Origin of the sequence: Neobacillus niacini (genome assembly GCF_023715785.1) — a bacterium.
GTDB classification, from domain to species: Bacteria; Bacillota; Bacilli; order Bacillales; family Cytobacillaceae; genus Neobacillus; species Neobacillus niacini_E.
The window spans coordinates 56561-78018 of the sequence record NZ_JAMBOX010000001.1 but is presented as its reverse complement, the minus strand read 5'-3'; the positions used below and the strand labels follow the sequence as shown (position 1 = coordinate 78018).

Annotated in this window: 17 protein-coding genes; 15 read left to right on the top strand and 2 right to left on the bottom strand. The window is 43.2% G+C overall.

Going from position 1 to position 21458, the window contains the following annotated elements; translation table 11 throughout:
* The first annotated feature begins 33 nt into the window (after positions 1-33).
* From M3234_RS00355 to M3234_RS00345, 3 genes are all read left to right on the top strand, one after another.
* Positions 34-1203, top strand: a complete 1170-nt coding sequence (locus M3234_RS00355; protein WP_262302772.1) for a cytochrome c3 family protein — start codon at positions 34-36, stop codon at positions 1201-1203.
* A 310-nt stretch (positions 1204-1513) separates the two neighbouring features.
* Positions 1514-2677: a cytochrome c3 family protein gene (locus M3234_RS00350; protein ID WP_262302771.1), complete on the top strand. Its 1164-nt coding sequence runs from the start codon at positions 1514-1516 to the stop codon at positions 2675-2677.
* A 216-nt stretch (positions 2678-2893) separates the two neighbouring features.
* Positions 2894-4726, top strand: a complete 1833-nt coding sequence (locus M3234_RS00345) for a cytochrome c3 family protein (protein WP_262302770.1) — start codon at positions 2894-2896, stop codon at positions 4724-4726.
* 304 nt (positions 4727-5030) lie between these two features.
* Here the strand turns inward: M3234_RS00345 and M3234_RS00340 are convergent, their stop codons facing one another.
* Together M3234_RS00340 and M3234_RS00335 are read right to left on the bottom strand one after the other, a co-directional pair.
* On the bottom strand, positions 5031-6905 hold the full coding sequence (locus M3234_RS00340) for an SEC-C metal-binding domain-containing protein (protein ID WP_262302769.1): 1875 nt from the start codon (positions 6903-6905) through the stop codon (positions 5031-5033).
* 90 nt (positions 6906-6995) lie between these two features.
* Complete coding sequence (locus tag M3234_RS00335) at positions 6996-7373, bottom strand: hypothetical protein (RefSeq protein ID WP_262302768.1); 378 nt, start codon at positions 7371-7373, stop codon at positions 6996-6998.
* Between the two features lie 124 nt (positions 7374-7497).
* Here M3234_RS00335 and prfB point away from each other — a divergent pair.
* From prfB to M3234_RS00275, 12 genes are all read left to right on the top strand, one after another.
* Positions 7498-8599, top strand: a protein-coding gene (gene prfB / locus M3234_RS00330) for a peptide chain release factor 2 (RefSeq protein ID WP_262302767.1) whose coding sequence is annotated in 2 segments (ribosomal slippage) — positions 7498-7569 and positions 7571-8599 — 1101 coding nt in all. Because the reading frame shifts where the segments join, the coding sequence is not laid out codon by codon here.
* Positions 8600-8951: 352 nt separating this feature from the next.
* Positions 8952-9818, top strand: a complete 867-nt coding sequence (locus tag M3234_RS00325; RefSeq protein WP_262302766.1) for a YitT family protein — start codon at positions 8952-8954, stop codon at positions 9816-9818.
* Positions 9819-9874: 56 nt separating this feature from the next.
* On the top strand, positions 9875-10195 hold the full coding sequence (cccB, locus tag M3234_RS00320; protein ID WP_262302765.1) for a cytochrome c551: 321 nt from the start codon (positions 9875-9877) through the stop codon (positions 10193-10195).
* A 293-nt stretch (positions 10196-10488) separates the two neighbouring features.
* Positions 10489-11175 (top strand): cell division ATP-binding protein FtsE, encoded by a 687-nt coding sequence (gene ftsE, locus M3234_RS00315; protein WP_262302764.1) that lies wholly within the window; start codon positions 10489-10491, stop codon positions 11173-11175.
* The gene (gene ftsX / locus M3234_RS00310; RefSeq protein ID WP_262302763.1) at positions 11165-12058 is read left to right on the top strand and encodes a permease-like cell division protein FtsX; all 894 of its coding nucleotides are present in this window, start codon (positions 11165-11167) and stop codon (positions 12056-12058) included. Before ftsE ends, ftsX begins: the two co-directional genes overlap by 11 nt.
* A gap of 73 nt (positions 12059-12131) precedes the next feature.
* Positions 12132-13400 (top strand): murein hydrolase activator EnvC family protein, encoded by a 1269-nt coding sequence (locus M3234_RS00305; protein ID WP_262302762.1) that lies wholly within the window; start codon positions 12132-12134, stop codon positions 13398-13400.
* A gap of 1125 nt (positions 13401-14525) precedes the next feature.
* The gene (locus M3234_RS00300; protein ID WP_262302761.1) at positions 14526-15983 is read left to right on the top strand and encodes a S41 family peptidase; all 1458 of its coding nucleotides are present in this window, start codon (positions 14526-14528) and stop codon (positions 15981-15983) included.
* A gap of 234 nt (positions 15984-16217) precedes the next feature.
* The gene (locus M3234_RS00295; RefSeq protein ID WP_262302760.1) at positions 16218-17411 is read left to right on the top strand and encodes a PDZ domain-containing protein; all 1194 of its coding nucleotides are present in this window, start codon (positions 16218-16220) and stop codon (positions 17409-17411) included.
* A gap of 236 nt (positions 17412-17647) precedes the next feature.
* The gene (locus tag M3234_RS00290; RefSeq protein ID WP_262302759.1) at positions 17648-18727 is read left to right on the top strand and encodes a BMP family lipoprotein; all 1080 of its coding nucleotides are present in this window, start codon (positions 17648-17650) and stop codon (positions 18725-18727) included.
* Between the two features lie 51 nt (positions 18728-18778).
* Entirely contained in the window at positions 18779-19876 is a 1098-nt protein-coding gene (locus tag M3234_RS00285) for a carbohydrate kinase (RefSeq protein ID WP_262303539.1), read from the top strand.
* The gene (locus M3234_RS00280) at positions 19873-20784 is read left to right on the top strand and encodes a pseudouridine-5'-phosphate glycosidase (RefSeq protein WP_262302758.1); all 912 of its coding nucleotides are present in this window, start codon (positions 19873-19875) and stop codon (positions 20782-20784) included. Before M3234_RS00285 ends, M3234_RS00280 begins: the two co-directional genes overlap by 4 nt.
* A gap of 358 nt (positions 20785-21142) precedes the next feature.
* On the top strand, positions 21143-21445 hold the full coding sequence (locus tag M3234_RS00275) for an urease subunit gamma (protein WP_066314982.1): 303 nt from the start codon (positions 21143-21145) through the stop codon (positions 21443-21445).
* Positions 21446-21458: the final 13 nt, after the last annotated feature.

Sequence of the window (21458 nt, the reverse complement as noted above, 5' to 3'; positions counted from 1 at the left end):
AAAAAAGAGAGAATTATGGGAGGTTTTTTAGAAATGAGCAAGGTCAGATTAGGCTTATCAACTGTATTCATGCTTATTTTATTAGGCATGTTCAGTGCTGTGGCATTTGCAGAGGATGGAGTACCACCAACTTCCACAAACCCAGCACCTGGAATCCATGTTGGCGATGTTGATAACTTTGGTAACAAAAGTACACACAAAACCCATGGTAATTTCCAAAACAACACCAACTCTTGTGCAAACTGTCACAGCACCCACAACGGGGAAAATGAATATTTATTAATGAAAGATGGCGAGTATGACCTTTGTATGTCTTGCCATGACGGCACAATGGGCTTCTACGATGTTACAAAATCCAGCGGTGCAGGAACTTTTGATGATTCACATCTAAGCTCTTCCATGCACAATGTGGATTCAAATTTAAAAATTGGAAGTGCTCCTGGTGCTTTCAAGAATGCATCAACTGCTGTACTTGAATGCTCTAGCTGTCACAACCCACACGGTTCTCCGAACGATCGGTTATTAAATGAAACAGTTGCTGGTAAAACCTTTGCTACTTCTTTGGTGAATGGCACGGAAACTGCTGCACCAATAGGAACAAAAACAATTGCGCTAGAATTAACAGAAGACCCTGCATATGCAGAAATCAATGCCCTTACAGGAACTGGCGGTTTTAAAGTTTACAAATCAAACGGACCTAAGGGAACAGTTACTTACAATGGAGTAAACGATAAAATCTATTACTCTCAATTCTGCGGCGCATGTCACGATGATTATTTTGCTAAGAGAAATGCAGGGACAACTGCCAATCCTAAGTCTGGCAAACCAAGTACTGGAACACCTATAACTGAAACACATACACATGACACTTACACTCATACTACCAACAGTTCTTCTCAAGGTAGAAGCTGTGCAGCTTGTCACTTTGCTCACGGAACAGATGCAACAACTATGATGGATGCAATTGGTAACACAGTGGCTGATTATACAAAACCAGTTGCTGATGGTGGTAAATATGGCTGGGATCAGGCAAAGGCTGAAGCATACATGAAGGACGTCAGTGCTAAAGGTTCTTCTTTAAAGAAATTCACAAATACTGCAGTATGTTTTGCTTGTCACGGCACTAGCATTGCCAAAGGACAAATTGATCCACAATTCCTTGATGGAAGTGGACGTCTTATCGGAAGAGCAAAAATAAAATAAATTTATAGCTTTTAATGAACAATCAAAAACAAGGTAGCAATGATTCTATTGTTACCTTGTTTTAAAACTCTTAAAATTGAATGAAATTTAAAATGAATTTGAATAGAACAAAAAACGACTTATTATCCTCCCAAATAGTGTTTTTTGATTAAATATAAAAAATTAGTTAGGTTGACGTTAATACATATACATAAAGGAAGAATAAAACCATTTAAGGAGGTGGTTTGCAAAATAGAAGAATTAATAGTTTTATAAACCATATAAAAAAAGAGAGAAAAAGAGACAGAAAGTAAATGGGAGGTTTTTTGGGATGAGTAAGTTAAAAATGAGCCTAGCTGCACTATTAACTATTATTCTAGTAGGCATGTTTGGCGCTCTTGCTTCTGCAGAAGGAGTAACACTACCAACTAATGTTGGAACGGTAGATAACTTTGGAAATACCAATACACACAAAACACATGGTAACTTCCAAAACAACACAAACTCTTGTGCAAACTGCCATAGTACCCACAATGGGGAAAACGAAATGCTGTTAATGAAGAGCGGGGAATTGGAACTCTGTTTGTCTTGCCATGATGGAACAATGGGTTTCTATAACGTTAAACTGCCAAGTGAAGCTGGTGTCATTGATTCACACGAGATGAGCGCTTCCATGCACAATGTAAGCTCTGACTTAACAGAAAATGCTGCTCCAGGGGCATTGAACAATAAATCAACCGGTACATTTGAATGCTCAAGCTGTCATAATCCACATGGTTCTGCCAACGACCGTTTATTAAATGAAACTGTAGCTGGCAAACAATTTGCTAACAACTACAATGTAACAATCGTTGGATATACTGAAACAATTACTAAATTGAATCAAGTTCCAATTGGCACAAAAGGACTTAAGCTTAACTTGGTAGAAGATAATTCAACACCTGAATTACAAGCTATTAATAACAGCACTACAAATTCAGGCTTAAAGATTTACAAATCAAATGGTATTTATAATAAACCAGCTGATGGTTTAACACAAACACAAGTATATGATTACAAATTAAACTATTCTGAATTCTGTGCTGCCTGCCATGATGACTACTTAAAGAACAGAGAAAATGGACCAAGAGCTGATGGCGTCCACTATACGCACACTACAAACAGTACAAAACAAGGCCGCAGCTGTACCGCTTGTCACTTTGCTCATGGTACAGATATTACATTATTAAAGGATACTGCTGGTAAAACAATTGCCGATTTACAAGCAGAAAAAGGCTGGACCGAAACTCAAGCTAAGAATTATATGAAAGACGTTAGCAAGAGTGGATCTTCTGCACTTAAAAGATTCACCAACATGGCTGTATGTTGGGCTTGTCACCAATCTACACACCAAATTGCCAATACACCTGGAACTACAAATTATCCTAATACTACTGACTGGCAAAATTTCAAAGTTCCTGGCGGAGATTACTCTGGTAAATCAATAATAAAATAATTTATAAAAAAAGCAGAAAAATAGATTCACTATTCTTCTGCAGATATAATTTCACAATAACATGGTGACAATATCACTATTGGCACCATGTTTATTATTACATCTGGCTTTGGAATTGTCAAAAATATTTAACTTAACTATGAAAATAAATGTTAATTCAGTTGATATAATTAAATTACGAAATAACCTATTTAGTAAATGTAAAGGATGAATACAATGAAAAGGAAGAACTATAAACGAAAGTTAATCTCATACCTTGCTATTTGGAGCGTTTTCATTAGTTCCATCCTTTTATATTCTTCTGACAAACAAGTGGTTCAAGCATCGGGTGTTCCTGAAATAGTCTTGGATTCTCCTGCCAATGGGGCAATGTTTCAAAGTTCAACGGTTAAATTTACCGGAACAATTAGTGATGAAACAACACTTCCTGACAAACTTATCGTTAATATTTTTGAACAACAACGCAATTCTGGACAGCTGGTTGATATTACTAATGAAGGAACGCTGACGATTACCCCTCAAGGTAAATTCGCCAACTTCTCTTTTGTAAAAGATTTTAATACTGGAGCACATAATCTAACCTTTATTGTCACTGATGAAGAGGCTGTCAGTAATAAGGTGGAAAAATCCTTTACGATCGATGTAAATGAGATGGAGCAAGCGAAAGTTACCTCAGGAGAAACTTCTACTAAAGAAGCAAGTACGAATCAAACAAGCGCATTTTTATCAGCATCCGTAACAACTCAAACAACTAGTGAAAGTGATGTCCCGGCTCAGAGGCCCTATCTAGAAAGAATATATCTTATACCCAAAGATGCTGGAGATGATTATAAACCACAAGATGTTCCTGCATCATATCTTCCTGCCGAAGATATGACTCGAGTGCCGTTAGGATCTAAGATATTAATCGATATCAGAAGTACAGAAAAATTGGATGACACAAAACCATTGTTAACCACTTTTGGTGCTTTTAAAGGGGAAGCAAAACCTTTGGATAAAGACCCAATCGAAATAAACGCAGATCTTAAGTCATATGTTTATATCTTCACACCAGAACAGGATTTCTTGCCGGGTACAACCTATAATGTTTATTTGAATCCATCATTTTCGACAGTCTCAGGAATTGGAATTGTGCCTAGATACCTTAAGTTCACCACTGTCAGTAATTATGAAGGGACTGAATTCGAGATTGACCGGGTTGCAAATGAAACTACCGATAACGATGCCATCCACGGGCCGTTTTCTATGGTAACCAACGCATGCTCCTTCTGTCATAGCACTCATAATGGAAATGATGAATTTCTGATGAATGCCGGTAAGGGTCTTACTGAAAATGATATGTGCATGACATGCCACGATGGAACGAATTCGCCAAAAATAGAAGATAATGCTGTTCATAGTAAACACTTTAAGGGTACAAATGTAACATGTTCTAGCTGTCATGATCCACATAATCCTGGAACAAAGGAAAATCCTAACAGTCTATATCCAAGACCTGGTACGGATCCTTTCTTTAATTATAAAAAAGCAGGAACAGTGGCTAATGACGCTACGAGTGACTATTCATTATGTTTGAACTGTCATAACGGAAGCAAAGGAACAGATATTAAAAAATATTATGTTGATGGAACACTTAAGGGTGAATCCAAGCATAATATTGCAGCGACAACTGACAGCGGCAGCAAGTTAAATGGTCAGCTGCCATGTGCGGAGTGCCATGAAACACATGGGGCAAGTAATGTTGATATGCTTAGGACAGAATTTGGGAATGTTAAGCTAAATGAAAAGGAAAAACCCAAAATCGACGAACCTGGTGATAATTGGTTCAGCAAAGAATATGACCCGAAATTTAATTGGGATAATAATGCTGATGCCCAGCGGAAGTTCTGTCTTTCCTGCCATAATGAAAACACGGTGCTTTATGGTAAAACAGTCAAGGCCTTGAATACAAATGTTCCGGAGCACGGGAATACCGAAAAGAAATGTAGTGAATGTCATAGTACCAGCGGAAAATTTATAGAGGCTGCACACGCGCCGAGTAAACGATAGGCGATTCCTTAAAAAGCTCAGATAAACTTGGGCCTTGGATGAAAAGTTCATATGAAATTTAAAACGACTTCAATATCTGAATAATATTGGAGTCGTTTTTTTTGATACTACCTTTTTTCTTTTTTGAGGTATCAATAATCTATTAATTCATGTCTACCGTTTCGACCGCTAACTGAACATGCATTCTGTGTTTCCTTAACAATATTCACTCCGGAAACCTCGGATCTGCCTCAACGTCTTTTTGATACCTTCCTAAAAAAATATTAAAAAAGCCCCCGTGACTAAGTCAAGGGGACACTAAACTCTATTTTTTCATCCACTCGGAAAGCCCATCAACTTTATCCCACAAAAGTTTGTGCATACCAGCATAGCAAATGGCTTCGTTATCGTCACCGAACCCGTAGAAATCCGGCAGCTCGTCTGGCAGTTTCTTTTTACCTGTCAGGTAAGCGGGTACAAACTTATTAGCTTTTTTAGCTTCTTTCAACAGCTTTTTGGCCTTCATGGTATATCCGTGTTCAACTAACTCAAGCAGGAGCTTGTTATACGCGTTTTGCGTGGTATCCTCATCATATTTTTCCAACAACTCTCGTGCCTTTTGGAGTTCGCCCTTATCAACATAGACAACAAATAAGGAATCCCTCACGCCCTGGTTGTCCATCGGATTTAACACAAGCATTTCCTCATACTGTCCGATTGCGCCGTCCGCATCTCCCAAAAGATAAAGCGCCTCTGCATAATGCTGTTTCGCCCGCATATACGGCCTTGTTTCAATCAGGCCCCAAAAATAGCCCTTATTCTCCTCGAAAAATTCTTTGCCAAGCGCTTGTGCGCCAACTTCCATTCCTCTTCGAAACATCATTACTGCTTCATCAAGGAAATCTACATCTTCCGCAAGAATCACGTATGCATCGACACAGTACGGATTCAGCCCCAATGCTTGTTCGGCCAACTGATACCGCTTCCTGCCTTCCTCCTGCAACGCTTCAAAAATCAATTCCTGGGCCCGTTCTTCATCACGGCGAGAAACCTTCTTTAGTTTTCGAGGCTGTTCTGGTTCGACAATCCTTGGCTTAGTCGGAAACTCAATCACGGACCCTGCCTGAGCTGGCGGTCTGACCTCATCAGAATACATCCCCATTATCTCCTCGATTTCCTGACTCAGGGTGGTTTCCAAATCTGAGGCATTCGACGAAATGGCCCCGGCGGATACGCCGTACATTTGGGCAAGATCTTTTTGTGTGTAAATTTTTTCCACAGGGGCGATTTTCGAAATCAAATAATGCAAACCGGCAGCAGTGGCATTTGGATTTTGAATCCGCTTCTGCTTTTTCTGGCAATAGGAGTACCAAAGCACGACGCCCATATCCACAAACGGAGGCAATACATTAAGCGAATCAAGCCTTGTTTTAAAAATATCGGCTACTTCTTTGTAAATCGGTGCCGGCCAGTTCAGATCCTCAATGTCAACCTGCGCACCCACCATCGGCAAATCGCTCATGACCTCCATGAAAAAGTCGGTCACATACTCTTGAAGAGAGTCGTAACCGTTCGCCATCGCACTGTCTGCAATAAAGGCAAAGGCATTTTCAGCTACCAGATCAGGCAAATCAAACGGTGCCGGGAAAAACACGTAATTCTGCTCGAACGGGACAATCATCCCCATGAAAAAGGAGTTTGCCTCCAGCTCGACCGGAGTGCCTGTCACAATTGCATCCAGTTGCTCTCCTGAAAAACCATCCTCGAACGTAAGCTTGTTGTGTTCGCTCTTGATTACCTTCCCGGCAATCGCTCGTGGATTCGCCCACGATTGTAAAATTTGCCGTAACTTCGGCCGTCTAATTTTTCCAGCCTCAGATGCGATGAATTTCTCCATAATCGATTTTCCATCATCCAGTTCCTCGAACAGCGAGAACCAAATACCATGGATCATTTCGAAAAATTCGCGCTCCTGCTCGTCGTCCAGTTGGATTTCACTGTTCTCCTCAAACAACGCAAAATCCTCTTCAATCTCTTCTCCAAAGTAGGTAAACGCAAACTGAATCATTTGCTTTTGCAGCTCATCAATCTCACTTTCGAGCAACTGGGTAATCGAAATAGCCTCATTTGCGCCGCAGCATTTTTTATACTTTTTTCCGCTCCCGCATGGACAGGGGGCATTCCGGTTTATCTTCTCCATAGCACTTTGCTCCTTTATATCTCTATTCCTTAAGTTCCATCCATTCTTTGGCCTAGTCCATATTGGTCATTAAATTATGTGTCGATTCGTTCATCTAATAAATTTAAGCAATCTCTCGCTTTTATTTAATAGTACCATTTTTGACGGAAAGAGACGCGAAAATACACGTTTAAATGTAATGTTATGGGTAGAAATTTCAAGAGGTCTTTTTTGTAGAATTCCTCCTAAATTTAGTAGAATTGTTCCGGATTCATGTAGAATTCTGGCTAAAGTACGTAGAATTGTTCCTGCATTTTGTAGAATTCCTTCGGCCAACTCTAAATTGTCGATATTATCAAAAAAGTGTTGATCCATTGAAAAAATGTCGATAACCTTCCAACAAGTGTTGATATCCACAAAAAATGTGTCGATATATTCGGAAAAACTGTTATTAACGCCGCAAAACTTGCTGAAATCTAAATTTCCCACCCGAATCCCACATCCCAACCAACCAATTTTTGAATTTTTTCCGGTTTTCACGTTATAATGGACAAGGACTATCAAGGAAATTTAGAATAAACTATACTATAGTTCTCAAATAGAGGTGACGAAGATGGAATTAGCAGAAATTCGGAATGAGCTTGAAAAAACGGCTAAAACATTAGCGGACTTTAGGGGGTCTCTTTGACCTTGAAAATAAGGAGGCACGCATAGCTGAGCTGGAGGATACGATGCTGCAGCCAAATTTTTGGGATGACCAGAATGCGGCCCAAGCTGTTATTAGTGAGTCTAACGCTTTAAAGGACCAAGTTCACGAGTTTTATGAACTTAATGAGGTATACGAAAACCTTGAGGTAAGCTACGAGCTTGTGAAAGAGGAAAGCGATGCTGAGTTGCAGGCTGAGCTTGAGGAAGAGCTCCAGCAGTTGACCAGCCGATTGAACCAATTTGAATTGCAGCTTCTCTTAAGCGGGGAGTTTGATAAAAATAATGCCATCCTCGAGTTGCACCCGGGTGCTGGCGGAACAGAATCGCAGGACTGGGGCTCGATGCTGCTCAGGATGTATACGCGCTGGGCCGAGAAAAAGGGCTTTAAGGTCGAGACACTCGATTACCTGCCTGGTGATGAAGCCGGAATCAAAAGCGTGACTCTGTCCATTAAGGGACATAATGCTTACGGTTATTTAAAGGCTGAAAAAGGCGTTCACCGTCTCGTACGGATTTCGCCGTTTGATTCTTCCGGACGACGCCATACTTCATTCGTGTCATGTGAAGTCATGCCGGAGTTAAATGAAGATATTGAAATCGAAATCCGTTCTGAAGATTTGCGTGTCGATACGTACCGTTCCAGTGGAGCCGGCGGTCAGCACGTCAACAAAACAGAATCAGCGATCCGGATCACGCACCTTCCGACCGGAATTGTCGTTAGCTGTCAAACAGAGCGGTCGCAAATTCAAAACCGCGAGCATGCAATGAACATGTTAAGGGCGAAGCTTTATCAAAAGCAAGTCGAGGAAAAAGAAAAGGAGCTCTTAGAAATCCGCGGCGAACAAAAGGAAATCGGTTGGGGGAGCCAAATCCGCTCCTATGTGTTCCACCCGTACTCCATGGTCAAAGATCACCGTACCTCAGCTGAGACTGGCAACGTCCAGGCTGTCATGGACGGGGATTTGGATCAGTTTATAAACGCTTATTTACGTTCCAGAATTTCATAATACTAATAAGCCTTTGTCGGATTATCGGCAAAGGCTTATTTTTATTTATGAGTTAGTAAATGCTAATAAAAATTTACCCCTTCACCACGTTAACCCAATGGCATTTACACCAAAATTTGCCCATGCTATACTCTCTTCGGTACTTTACTGAAATTCAATACGGGGATCCAACCATAATCATATGAACAATAGTATAAGTATACCAAACCTTGCCAATAAGGCGGTGTGAGCAAAGCCAGGCTAAACTAAAATACAAGCCAAATAATTGTATATTGCACTTCTTATCTAAACCAGAGTGCTTTTGCGACGCTCCGCCCCTTTTCCAATAAAGCTTTTTAGAGGGGAATCATACATGAATATTTTGAGCAAGATCACGGACAAAAATCCAAAAGCGGGAATCGCGATTGATTACATATTGGTGCTGATTGGCTCGGCCATCATCGCTATTGCCTTTAATGTGTTTTTGCTGCCCAACGAGGTTGCCTCTGGCGGCGTCAGCGGCATTAGTACCATAACCAAATCGGTCCTTGGCTGGGAGCCGGCCTATGTCCAGTGGGCGTTTAATATTCCCTTGTTTATAGCCGGCGTTATTTTATTAGGAAAGCAATTCGGTTTGAAAACCTTGGTTGGAACAGTGTTTCTGCCGTTTGTCGTTTTTTTAACGAAACATTGGGAACCTTGGACAAATGATGCCCTGCTTGGCGCGTTGTTTGGGGGAATCGGCATTGGTCTTGGCCTTGGAATTGTTTTTCGCGGAAAGGCATCCACCGGGGGAACAGATCTTGCCGCGCAGATCATCAACAAATACACTGGTTTCACGCTTGGCAGATGCGTTGTGATGATTGACGGTTTAATTGTTCTGACCGCGGCGCTCGTGTTTGACATTGGAAAAGCGCTGTATGCCCTTATCGGGCTGTACGTCACTAGTAAAACAATTGATTTGGTGCAGGTTGGCTTTGGCCGGTCAAAGATGGCGATGATTATTACGAATAATCAAGAGGAAGTACGACAAGGAATTTTGAATAAAATCGACCGTGGTGTGACAAAACTATCAGCATACGGGGGTTTTACCGACCATGAACGGCCAGTGTTAATGTGTGTGGTAGACCAAACGGAGTTCACAAAATTGAAACAATTGGTGAAAACCCTTGACCCATCAGCATTTGTCGTGGTTATGGATGCTGCGGAAGTGTTAGGAGAGGGTTTCAAACGGGCGTAATATTGGTATAATAGTACATCGGTGGGATATTTTACATTAGGGGGTACGAAGTTGAAATGAAGAAAAAATTGATGACTTTGTTCATGGGAACGGCTTTAGTAATGGGCCTTGCTGCTTGCGGCGGCGGTGGCGATGACAAGGGTGGCGGCGATACTGCTGATGCCGGCGGCCAAAAGATTTATGACCAAAAATGCTCCAGCTGTCATGGCGGCGATCTGAAGGGTGCCGTAGGTCCGAACTTAACCCAAATTGGTTCAAAATACTCTAAAGATGAAATATTAAATATCATTCACAATGGCCAGGGCGGTATGCCACCAAATGTTGTAACAGGTGACGACGCTGACCAAGTGGCTGAATGGCTTGCAGCTAAAAAGTAATGAATGACGAAAACGCTCCGTGATTTTTGCGGGGTGTTTTTTTTATTATGAATAATCGACATAAACCACCGTTAACTTCCCTTGAAAAATGGCCTATTATGTAGAAATTGACTAGTTTTTGTATTCTTTGAAAAGAAACTGTAATAATTTTACCGCTTTTTTTGACGAATGATGATGTTATAATAAAACCATGCGGAATTATGCACGATTTGTTTCATATTGTGTTTTTGTTGCAAATATTGTCGAATTATGTGACTCTAATCTTTAAAATAAAAAACAATTGGGTGATATACATGATTGAAATGCAAGAGGTATATAAAAAGTACCCGAATGGCGTTTCTGCCATCAATGGAATAGACGTCCGGATTAATCAGGGCGAATTCGTTTATGTGGTCGGTCCGAGCGGTGCCGGAAAATCGACGTTTATAAAAATGATATACCGTGAAGAGGTTCCATCATCAGGAACGATTACAATGAATGGCGTCAATTTGGCCAAGCTTAAGATGAAAAAGGTTCCGTTATTCCGCCGTAATCTTGGTGTTGTATTCCAAGACTTCAAATTGCTTCAGACTCTCACAGTCTATGAAAATGTGGCGTTCGCGTTAGAGGTTATCGAAGCGAATCCAAAATATATCAAGAAACGTGTAATGGAGGTTCTTGACCTCGTCGGCCTAAAACATAAAGCAAGAATGCTTCCTACCGAGCTTTCGGGCGGTGAGCAGCAGCGCGTTTCGATTGCACGCTCCATTGTGAACTCTCCGAAGGTCGTGATTGCCGATGAGCCGACGGGGAACCTTGACCCGGAAACGACTTGGGACATCATGAAAATTTTTGAAGAAATCAATAACCGTGGCACAACGATAATCATGGCCACCCATAACAGGGATATTGTGAACAGCATTAGACATCGGGTCATCGCCATTGAAGGCGGAAAAATTGTCCGCGATGAGAGCAGGGGGGAATACGGTTATGAAAATTAGAACAATTGGCCGTCATGCCCGTGAAAGTTTAAAGAGCATCGGCAGAAATGGCTGGATGACATTTGCATCCGTCAGTGCCGTTACGGTTACCTTGATTTTGGTTGGTGTCTTTTTCGTCATCATGATGAACTTGAACCGCGTCGCTGAAACGATTGAACAGGATGTGCAAATCCGCGTTCACATCGATGTGGCAGCAACCGAAGATGACCAAGGGTCCTTGAAATCCAGGCTTGAAGCCATGCCGGAAGTAAAAACCGTCAAGTTTTCACCAAAAGAAAAGGAACTGCAGGATTTGGTGAAGAGCATGGGCGAAGAAGGCAAGGCGTTTAAACTGTTTGAGCAAGATAACCCGCTAAACGACGTCTTTATCGTCAAAACGGAAAAACCGCAGGATACCATGAAGGTGGCCAAAAAAGCGGAAAAATTAGACTATGTCACAAAAGTAAAATATGGTCAGGGCAAGGTGGAAAAACTGTTCAGTTTTATTAAAGCGAGTCGGAACGTCGGCGTCGTGTTAATCTTTGGCTTGCTCTTCACGGCTGTGTTCCTGATTTCCAATACAATTAAAATTACGATTATTGCCAGACGCAGAGAAATCAAGATTATGAGATTAGTAGGGGCAACCAATGGCTTTATTCGCTGGCCGTTTGTACTGGAAGGTCTGTGGCTCGGCATCATCGGTTCGATTCTGCCAATCGTCCTGATTGGGATTGCCTACTATCGCGCCTACGATTATATTGGCCCAAGGCTCACTGGCACGTTTATCAGGATTCTGCCGTTTGATCCGTTCGTGTTCCAGCTTTCCGGCATCTTGCTGTTAATGGGCGCAGTTATCGGTGTTTGGGGCAGCTTGATGTCAGTAAGGAAGTTTTTGAAGGTTTAAGAAATGTAGTCAGGAAGGAAGATGGTCATTTCCTTCCTGACTTTTTAAATAGGGAAATGGGGAGAAATTTCGCATGAGAAAAACAGTCATCACGCTAGCAGCCGCTGCGACGGTTGGACTTGGAACCATTTTTGGAGGAGCATCAATACATACAGAAGCAGCCTCCATTTCCAGCTTGAAGGATCAGCAGAACAAGGTGCAAAAGGAGCGGTCCGGGATTAAATCGGACCTTATGAAACAAAACGATAAGATTAGCAATCTGCAAAACCAGCAAAATAGTGTAGAGTCTGAAATAAAGCGTCTCGAGGCAGCCATCAATCAAGCTGCGGCGCAGATTAAGGAGAAGACCGCTAAAATTGCCGAAACCAAAGCTGAGATTACCAAGCTTCAGGAAGAATCTGCAGTTTTAAAGGAGCGGATTGAAAAGCGCAATGTTCTGTTAAAGGATCGGATTCGCAGCTACCAGGAAACCGGCGGGGTGATTTCCTATTTGGATGTGCTGTTCGGCGCCACCAGCTTTAGTGATTTCATCGACCGGGCGAACGCGGTAGCTACGATTATGGCGGCGGACCAGGATATTTTACAGCAGCATGAGGCTGATAAAAGAGAACTGGAAACGAAGCAAACTGAGGTCCAGAAAAACCTTGGGAGTTTGGAAAAAATGGTTGCCGATATCGAGAGAACAAATCAGCAGTTAAATGCACAACGGGCGGAAAAGGATAATCTTCTAGCATCTCTTGAGGAACAGGAAGCGGAAGAACAAGAAGTTGCCATGGATATGAAAGAACAGGAGAATATTCTTGCCGCACAGGAGGCTGCGATTAAGCGGTCACTGCAGGCGGCGCAAGCGGCTCAGGCTGCACAGGCGGCAAAACAGGCTCAGAAACCTGCGGCTAGCAGTTCTTCGGGCGGCTCTGCGGGAGGTTCCAACGCACCTGCTGTTTCCAGCGGGAACTTCACGAGACCGGCGCCTGGCGTCGTGACTTCTCAGTACGGTATGCGTAATGGGAAAATGCACTACGGAGTTGATATAGCGAAAAGTGGCGGTGGTGTTCCAATTTGGGCGGCTGCCGATGGAGAGGTTTATGCAGCCCACTATTCAAGCAGCTATGGCAACGTCATCTATATCCTGCACAATATTAACGGTCAAATTTATACGACTGTATATGCCCATATGAGCAGCATGGGTGTGGGTGTAGGCGCGAATGTCAAAAAAGGTCAGCAAATTGGCACGATGGGCAACACTGGTGCATCACGAGGCCAGCACTTGCATTTCGAGCTGTACAAAGGCCGCTGGGCGTACCATTCAGCCATTAATCCAGCGGGGATTGTGCCATATTAAAAAAGTGAAATTAATGGGGAGGAGCTCAGGTAGCTTCTCTCTTTTTTTGTTTGGGTTCAGTGACCACGGGGGGGTAAATTGGGATCTTTGGTTCATAAAGTGTCTTATGCGGGAAACTGTGGACAACGCGTAATAAGAAGGGTGGATATAACGCGTTTTGGTGGAAAACCGAGGAGAACGCGTAATAAAAGGGGAGTATATGACGCGTTTCGGTGGAAAACCGAGGAGAACGCGTAATAAGAAGGGTGGATATAACGCGTTTTTGGTGGAAAACCGTAGAGACCGTGTAATAAGAGGGGAGTATATGACGCGTTTGGGAGGAACCCTGAAGAGAACGCGTAATAAGAAGGGCGTATATAACGCGTTTCGGTGGAAAGCCGAAGAGAACGCGTAATAAGAAGGGTGTATATGACGCGTTTCGGTGGAAAACCGAAGAGACCGTGTAATAAAAGGGGAGTATATGACGCGTTTCGGTGGAAAGCCGAAGAGAACGCGTAATAAGAAGGGTGTATATGACGCGTTTCGGTGGAAAACCGAAGAGACCGTGTAATAAAAGGGGAGTATATAACGCGTTTCGGTGGAAAACCGAGGAGACCGCGTAATAAGAAGGGTGGATATGACGCGTTTTGGTGGAAAACCGAGGAGACCGAGTAATAAGAGGGGCGCATATGACGCGTTTGGAAGGAACCCCGAAGAGACCGCATTAAAAGAACCGTATATACAACCCGTTTGGAAGAAAAATTGGAGAGAACGCGTCATGGAAAGTGCGCCATATTGCGCGTGACCGAGGTAAATCATCATCAAAGTGTCTTATGGAAGCTTCATAGGGCTCGCCGACAAGAAGAAATGGCTTCAAAGTGTCTTATGAAGCCGCCATAGAGCGCACGACCGGGGAAAATCATCGTCAACGTGTCTTATGAACGCACCCTAGAGCCTAGGGCCGAGTAACAACCGCAACAATATGTCTTATGAAAATCCACAACACTCCTTGCCCCATCCCCCGACTTTCTCCCGAAAACGACTCATAACTCGTCCATTCCCGTCATATAAGTTAATATTCGGGCAGGAAATCGCTGTCTGTTTGCAAAATAGTTAAAACAGGCAGGTTAACAGGAGGACGACGAAATGAATCGAAAATGGATGGCCCTATTGATGGCGGGGTCACTGCTGACAGGGGCAGGCGGCACCTACGCCGGAATGCAATTTTTCCAAAAAGACCAAGCAAACTCCCAGCTTGAGAATGCGATAAAGCCAGCCAAAACACAAACAGCCACTAGCCAAACAGAAACGGATGACCTTGGAAAAGTCGGGCAGGCCTACGAGCTCATCCTCAGTCGTTACGTTGAAAAGGTTGACCAGGAAAAGCTGGTCGAGGGTGCAATTCAAGGCATGCTGTCCGTCCTAAAGGATCCATATTCGGTTTATATGGACAAGGAAACAACCCAACAATTCACGCAGACGTTGGAATCCTCCTTTGAAGGGATCGGGGCCGAAGTAGGGATGGAGGATGGAAAAATCGTCATCGTATCCCCGTTCAAAAATTCTCCGGCTGAAAAAGCCGGTCTCAAGCCGCACGACCAAATTTTGAAAGTCGATGGAAAGAGTGTCGAGGGACTTGACCTTAACAAAGCTACCTCCAAAATTCGCGGCAAAAAGGGTACGACTGTCAAGATTGAAATTGCCCGCAATGGCCTGAAGGAACCGTTGACGTTTGAAGTGAAGCGCGACGAAATTCCGCTCGAAACCGTCCATTCCGATATCAAGCAGTATGACGGCAAAAGAATCGGATACCTTGAGGTGACGTCTTTTTCCGAAAATACCGCGGTTGATTTTAAAAAGGAATTGAAGGCTTTGGAGAATGACAAAATCAAAGGGTTAATTATTGATGTCCGTGGTAATCCGGGCGGTCTGCTATCGAGCGTTGAGGAAATCTTAAAGGAATTTGTGCCTAAGGATAAGCCGTTTGTGCAAATTCAACAGCGAAATGGTGAAAAGCGGCGATATTTCTCAACATTAACTGAGAAAAAGCCATACCCAGTCGTTGTCCTCACCAATAAGGGGAGCGCTTCAGCTTCGGAGATTTTGGCAGGGGCACTGCAGGAAGCGACTGGTTACAAGTTAATCGGAGAAACGACCTTCGGTAAGGGCACCGTACAGCAGGCAGTGCCAATGGAAGACGGCAGCAATATTAAGCTGACACTGTTCAAATGGCTGACGCCAGACGGAAACTGGATACACAAAAAGGGCATTAAGCCGGATGTAGAAGTCAAGCAACCAGATATCTTCACCACACACCCGTTGCAAATCGACAAGCCGCTCGTGGAAGACATGAACAACGAGCAAGTGAAAAATGCGCAGGAAATTTTGGATGGCCTGGGGCTGGCGCCAGGCCGGACCGATGGCTACTTCAGTTCAGAAACCACGACCGCAGTGAAAGCGTTCCAGGAAAATAACAAACTGCCTGTCACCGGGAAAATTGATGCCAAAACCGCAGCCAAGCTCGAGGACGCCGCCATCAAAGAAATGAAAAAAGAGAAAAACGATGCTCAACTTCAAATGGCACTGCGGTTAATTGGAAAATAAAATATAGTAAGCAGTAAACCTAGAAAAGGTTTGCTGCTTTTTTGTCTTATTATGGGTAATGAAAAAGAATTTCCACGGAAATAGTCGACCCTTTTTAACATAAAATCCCATCCCTGCTCCTTTGAAATATAATTTTTAATATCTAGCAATATGTTTTGCCCTGGTAATTTGGTAAAATAAAGGTTAAGAGACTTTTAATCTATGATAAATTTTACAAGAGGCAGGTGACAGGAGTTGGTACAAATATGGCTTGTGGAGCTTCTTAAAGGGACAGGCAAGTTATTTTTACATCCTGTTTTATACTATCTCGTTTTCCTGGCTGGAATATTGGGAGTCATGAGGGTAAAACGTGAGCGGAAAAATTTCCATGTCCGGGCAGAGGATGCTTATTTCGAACTGCGGCAGCTATTTCCGCTGGGGCTTTTAATCGGGGCAGTCCTTTCAGTCGCAGTCGTAGGAGCAGGAATTGTAATCCCGTTTGCAGCAGTATTGCTGATTGCGGCTTTTACACTGTTATGGTCGTTAACGGCCAACGTCCGCTGGATGTCTCCGGCCTACACGGTCGGGGCCGCGTTTTTTGCTATCGTAATGCTCGCCAAAAACAGCTGGCCGTTTCCGTTTTTTGAAAATGCGTTTGGGGCATTAAAAACACAAATCTATCCATCAATTGTCATTGTGTTGGGACTTCTGCTCATTGCCGAAGGTATTTTCATTTTAAAAAATGGCAGTAAGGGATCTTCGCCTAAACTGACAAAGAGCAAACGAGGGCAAAGCATTGGCATCCATGAGGTAAAACGGCTATGGCTGCTGCCGATGTTCCTGCTGATTCCGGGCGAGGCGATTCCCTCCACTTTCGATTGGTGGCCAGTATTTCAGATCGGAGCCAAGGAATATTCGCTGATCCTCGTGCCATTTGCCATGGGCTTTAGCCTGCAGATTAAAGGAATGTTGCCGCGCGAAGCGATTCAAAATCACGGCCGCCAGGTTATGGGGCTGGGGGTGTTCATTTTACTGCTTTCCATTGCCGGTTACTGGTATCCGCTCAGTTCAATTTTAACGGTGGCGCTGGCTGTCATCGGCCGCGAATTCATCTCGCTGATGGCGTATCTGAAAGATGAAAACAAACCAGTTTATTTTTCAAAAAAGAATCAAGGTTTGATGATTATTGGGATTATCCCGGAGACACCGGCCGAGAAAATGGGACTTAAGGTCGGGGAAATTATCGCCAAAGTAAACGGTCAGCAGGTGCAGGATGAAACCACATTCTATGAGGCACTGCAAAAAAATCGGGCTCATTGCAAGCTCGATGTCCTCGACACAAACGGCGAGATTCGCTTCGTCCAACGGGCGTTGTTTGAAGGCGACCACCATGAGCTAGGCATCCTGTTCGTTCAGGACCAGAAAAAGTTTGATAAAAAGACAGGATAATTTTTTAACAAGCCCGGCACTTTTGCCGGGCTTGTTTTTATTATAAGCAGAAAAAGTGAAGGAATAGATGCCAATAATTAGTTCAAGATAATCTTAACAGCTCACTTTTTAGGTTGGATTGAGATGTTTTTGCTCTGCAAAAAAGGTTGACCAACCAGTTTGTTAGGTATATAATACAAACGAAAGTTTATAAGGTAAACAAAAGTTTAAAACCAACATCATGAGGAGGCAAAAAAATGATTAAACGGAAAGCAGGATTGGCATTATCTCTAATTTTGGCTGCAGGAACACTTTTGGGTGCGTGCGGGAAAGGTAATGACAACAATGATAAAACTGGAAACAAAGGCGGAAAGGACAATTTCTCAGTAGCCATGGTAACTGACGTCGGCGGTGTCGATGATAAATCATTCAACCAATCTTCTTGGGAGGGTCTGCAAAATTTCGGTAAAGAAAATGGTTTGGAAAAAGGGAAGGGCGGCTATGACTACCTTGCATCTAAATCGGATGCCGATTATACCACTAACCTAAATAGACTTGTCCGCGAAGGGTTTGACTTAGTTTATGCGATTGGGTTTTTAATGCCATCTGCTGTGGAGGAAATCGCAAAGCAGCAAAAAGATGCAAAATTCTCCATTGTTGACGCTGAAGTAGACCTGCCAAACGTTGCGAGCATTCTTTTCAAAGAGCATGAGGCAGGATTCCTAGCGGGAATCGCCGCTGCCAAAACAACTAAATCGAACCACGTCGGTTTTATTGGCGGAATGGATGTTCCTGTAATTGAACGTTTCCAAACTGGTTTCTTGGCTGGAGTTAAGGCGGTAAATCCAGAAGTAAAAGTCGATGTACAATTTGCAGGTGCTTTTGACAAGGCTGAGGTTGGCCAAGCCATCGCTTCCAAAATGTATTCTTCAGGCGCGGACGTGATTTTCCATGCCGCAGGTGCCACTGGTGTCGGTCTGTTTAAAGAAGCCAACGACCGTAAAGCTAAAGATCCGGGCAAAGATTTTTGGGCGATTGGTGTAGACCGTGACCAAGCGGATATGGGTGCGGATGTTGTTTTGACATCGGCTCTAAAACGAGTGGATGTAGCGGTTAAGGACTTGGCAACACTAACGAAAGATGGCAATTTCCCTGGCGGAAAGGTTACATTATTCGGTTTAGCTGAAGACGGTGTTGGATTGGCGCCAATTAACGAGAAAGCAGCAAACAAAGCTGAAATTGAATCATTAGTCCAGGAATGGACAGAAAAAATTAAATCAGGCGCTGTAAAGGTTCCGGAAACCCGTGACGAATTATCGGCCTTTAATCCAAAATAGTTTTGGATGACAAATGTATAAGGTTATGAGGTGAGTTAGTTGCCTGAAAGGATGAGCGAGAAGGAGCAATTGATTCTTGATTTAATACGAAAGAATCCATATGTTTCTCAACAGGAGCTGGCGGAAATATTAGGACTATCCCGGCCTACCATTGCCAACATGATATCGGGCTTAATGAAAAAAGGAAATATTCTCGGGCGAGCTTACATTCTGAATGAGGCCCAACAAGTGATCTGTATCGGCGGGGCCAATATAGACCGGAAATTTCATATCAAAGACAAAGTTCAATTAGGTACCTCCAATCCGATTTACGTGACACACAATGCTGGCGGGGTGGCCCGGAATATTGCCGAAAACCTCGGACGTCTCGGACTGAAGGTATCACTCATCTCAGCAAGCGGGGCGGATAAGGATTGGTCCATCATTGAAGATACATCAGGTCTTTATATGAACTTGGAAACCGTGATTCAATTCCCTGAAAAATCAACCGGATCCTACACGGCGGTTTTAGACTCCGAGGGCGATTTGGTAATTGCGTTAGCGGATATGGACATCTATGATGCCATCACACCTGACCTGTTATTGAAACACGAAGGGCTGTTGAGCCGCGCCAAATGCATTATGGTCGACTTAAACTGTCCAAAGGAAACCGTTCAATTCTTATGTCATTTTGCTAAAAATCATGATATCCCAATTGCCATTATCCCAGTTTCATCACCAAAGATGAGCCGTCTGCCGGATGATTTAAATGGCGTAACATGGCTGATCACGAACCGGGATGAATCGGAAACCTACTTCCATACTGAAATCAGAAATGATGAAGATTGGAAGAACGCTGTAGAAAAATGGCTGTCAAATGGGGTTGCCAATGTAATCATTACCAATGGAAAAAAGGGCTCGATGATTGGCAACAAGGAAGAGGGAATATTTCATATTCCTTCAGTTGAAACGAAGGAAATCCTGGATGTAACCGGAGCTGGAGATGCGTTCTCCTCCGCGGTTATCTACTCCTGGCTTGAGGGGAAACCGTTAATTGAAATCGCCAGGGCCGGAAACATCAATGCATCGAAAACATTGCAATCACCATATACTGTCCGACAGGATTTATCCGCAGAACAACTACTTAAAGATCTGGAGGAAGGATTATGAAACAATATATTACCTTATCAGAAGAAGTACGTACCGCCAAGGAACAGGGGAAACCAATCGTGGCCCTGGAGTCTACGATTATCTCTCACGGAATGCCATATCCGCAAAATGTTCAGACCGCCCGTGAAGTGGAACAAATCATCCGTGATAATGGCGCGGTTCCGGCTACAATTGCCATTATTGATGGAAAAATCAAGATTGGCCTATCAGATGAAGAGTTGGAAATGTTCGGAAAAAGCCCGGATGTGGCGAAAGCTTCCCGACGTGATTTAGCTTATTTGCTTGCAACTAAAAAACTAGGTGCCACAACGGTAGCGGCAACGATGATTTGCGCCGAGTTGGCTGATATTCGTATCTTCGTGACCGGCGGTATTGGCGGGGTTCACCGCGGTGCCGAAACCACTATGGATATTTCAGCGGACCTGGAAGAACTAGGGCAAACAAACGTAGCTGTCATTTGTGCGGGCGCGAAATCCATCCTCGACTTGGGCTTAACGATGGAATATCTTGAAACAAAAGGCGTGCCGGTTATCGGCTACCAAACTGATGTCCTTCCAGCTTTCTTTACGCGGACAAGCGAATTCGCATTGAACTTGCGCGCTGACGATGTGGAGGAAATCGCCTCCACATTGAAAGTAAAATGGGATCTTGGCATAAAAGGCGGAGCCGTCATTGCTAACCCGATTCCTGAAGAGCACGCAATGGATGAGCAATTTATTAATAGCATCATTGAGTCGGCATTGAAAGAAGCGGCAGAACGTCATATTGCCGGTAAAGATGTAACGCCGTTCATGCTTGGTAAGGTGAAAGACCTGACAGAAGGAAAAAGCTTGGAAGCAAACATCGCTTTAGTGAAAAACAATGCCGTAGTCGGAGCAAAAATTGCGGTAAGCTTTAATGCAATGTAATTGAAAACTAAAAAGCATGTAGATTAATCTAATTTCGGATTGGTCTACATGCTTTTTTTGTTACATCATAAAAGGAACTGAAAGCTGTTCTATTCATTGTTTTGAACTTATAACGATGACGGGAAAATTTCCCGTTTTTTTTTTAGCTAATAGGAAAGTATAAAATTTTCATCAAATTTTATATTTTCCAATGTCGCATAAATTCAACTACGCCTCTGTCATCGTCCTAACGGACTCGCCGTCGGCGAGTTTTCATTTATTTTAAGAAGAAATTTAAATGTGTTTAATTTCCGATAATATGGAGAATTATATTGTAGGGTGGAAATTTTTACAAAAATCGACAAAAGGAGGATGGGTCATGTTACTGGTACCTCGAGAAATCGACAAGCTCATGATTGTAGTGGCGGCCGACCTGGCAAAAAGAAGAAAAGAGAGAGGATTGAAATTAAATTATCCAGAAGCAGTAGCACTCATAACCTATGAGGTTTTAGAAGGTGCCCGAGATGGAAGAACTGTAGCAGAACTGATGGAATACGGAGCCACCATCTTAACACGTGAAGATGTAATGGAAGGGATTGCCGATATCATTGATGATATTCAAGTAGAAGCCACCTTCCCGGATGGAACAAAACTAGTAACTGTGCACGATCCAATTCGTTAACTGCTGGAGGGAT

Bases quoted from the DNA above. Each gene is read 5' to 3' on its own strand.
- M3234_RS00355 (WP_262302772.1), top strand. From the start codon at position 34: ATGAGCAAGGTCAGATTAGGCTTATCAACTGTATTCATGCTTATTTTA.
- M3234_RS00350 (WP_262302771.1), top strand. From the start codon at position 1,514: ATGAGTAAGTTAAAAATGAGCCTAGCTGCACTATTAACTATTATTCTA.
- M3234_RS00345 (WP_262302770.1), top strand. From the start codon at position 2,894: ATGAAAAGGAAGAACTATAAACGAAAGTTAATCTCATACCTTGCTATT.
- M3234_RS00340 (WP_262302769.1), bottom strand. From the start codon at position 6,905: ATGGAGAAGATAAACCGGAATGCCCCCTGTCCATGCGGGAGCGGAAAA.
- M3234_RS00325 (WP_262302766.1), top strand. From the start codon at position 8,952: ATGAATATTTTGAGCAAGATCACGGACAAAAATCCAAAAGCGGGAATC.
- cccB (WP_262302765.1), top strand. From the start codon at position 9,875: ATGAAGAAAAAATTGATGACTTTGTTCATGGGAACGGCTTTAGTAATG.
- ftsE (WP_262302764.1), top strand. From the start codon at position 10,489: ATGATTGAAATGCAAGAGGTATATAAAAAGTACCCGAATGGCGTTTCT.
- ftsX (WP_262302763.1), top strand. From the start codon at position 11,165: ATGAAAATTAGAACAATTGGCCGTCATGCCCGTGAAAGTTTAAAGAGC.
- M3234_RS00305 (WP_262302762.1), top strand. From the start codon at position 12,132: ATGAGAAAAACAGTCATCACGCTAGCAGCCGCTGCGACGGTTGGACTT.
- M3234_RS00300 (WP_262302761.1), top strand. From the start codon at position 14,526: ATGAATCGAAAATGGATGGCCCTATTGATGGCGGGGTCACTGCTGACA.
- M3234_RS00290 (WP_262302759.1), top strand. From the start codon at position 17,648: ATGATTAAACGGAAAGCAGGATTGGCATTATCTCTAATTTTGGCTGCA.
- M3234_RS00285 (WP_262303539.1), top strand. From the start codon at position 18,779: ATGAGCGAGAAGGAGCAATTGATTCTTGATTTAATACGAAAGAATCCA.
- M3234_RS00280 (WP_262302758.1), top strand. From the start codon at position 19,873: ATGAAACAATATATTACCTTATCAGAAGAAGTACGTACCGCCAAGGAA.
- M3234_RS00275 (WP_066314982.1), top strand. From the start codon at position 21,143: ATGTTACTGGTACCTCGAGAAATCGACAAGCTCATGATTGTAGTGGCG.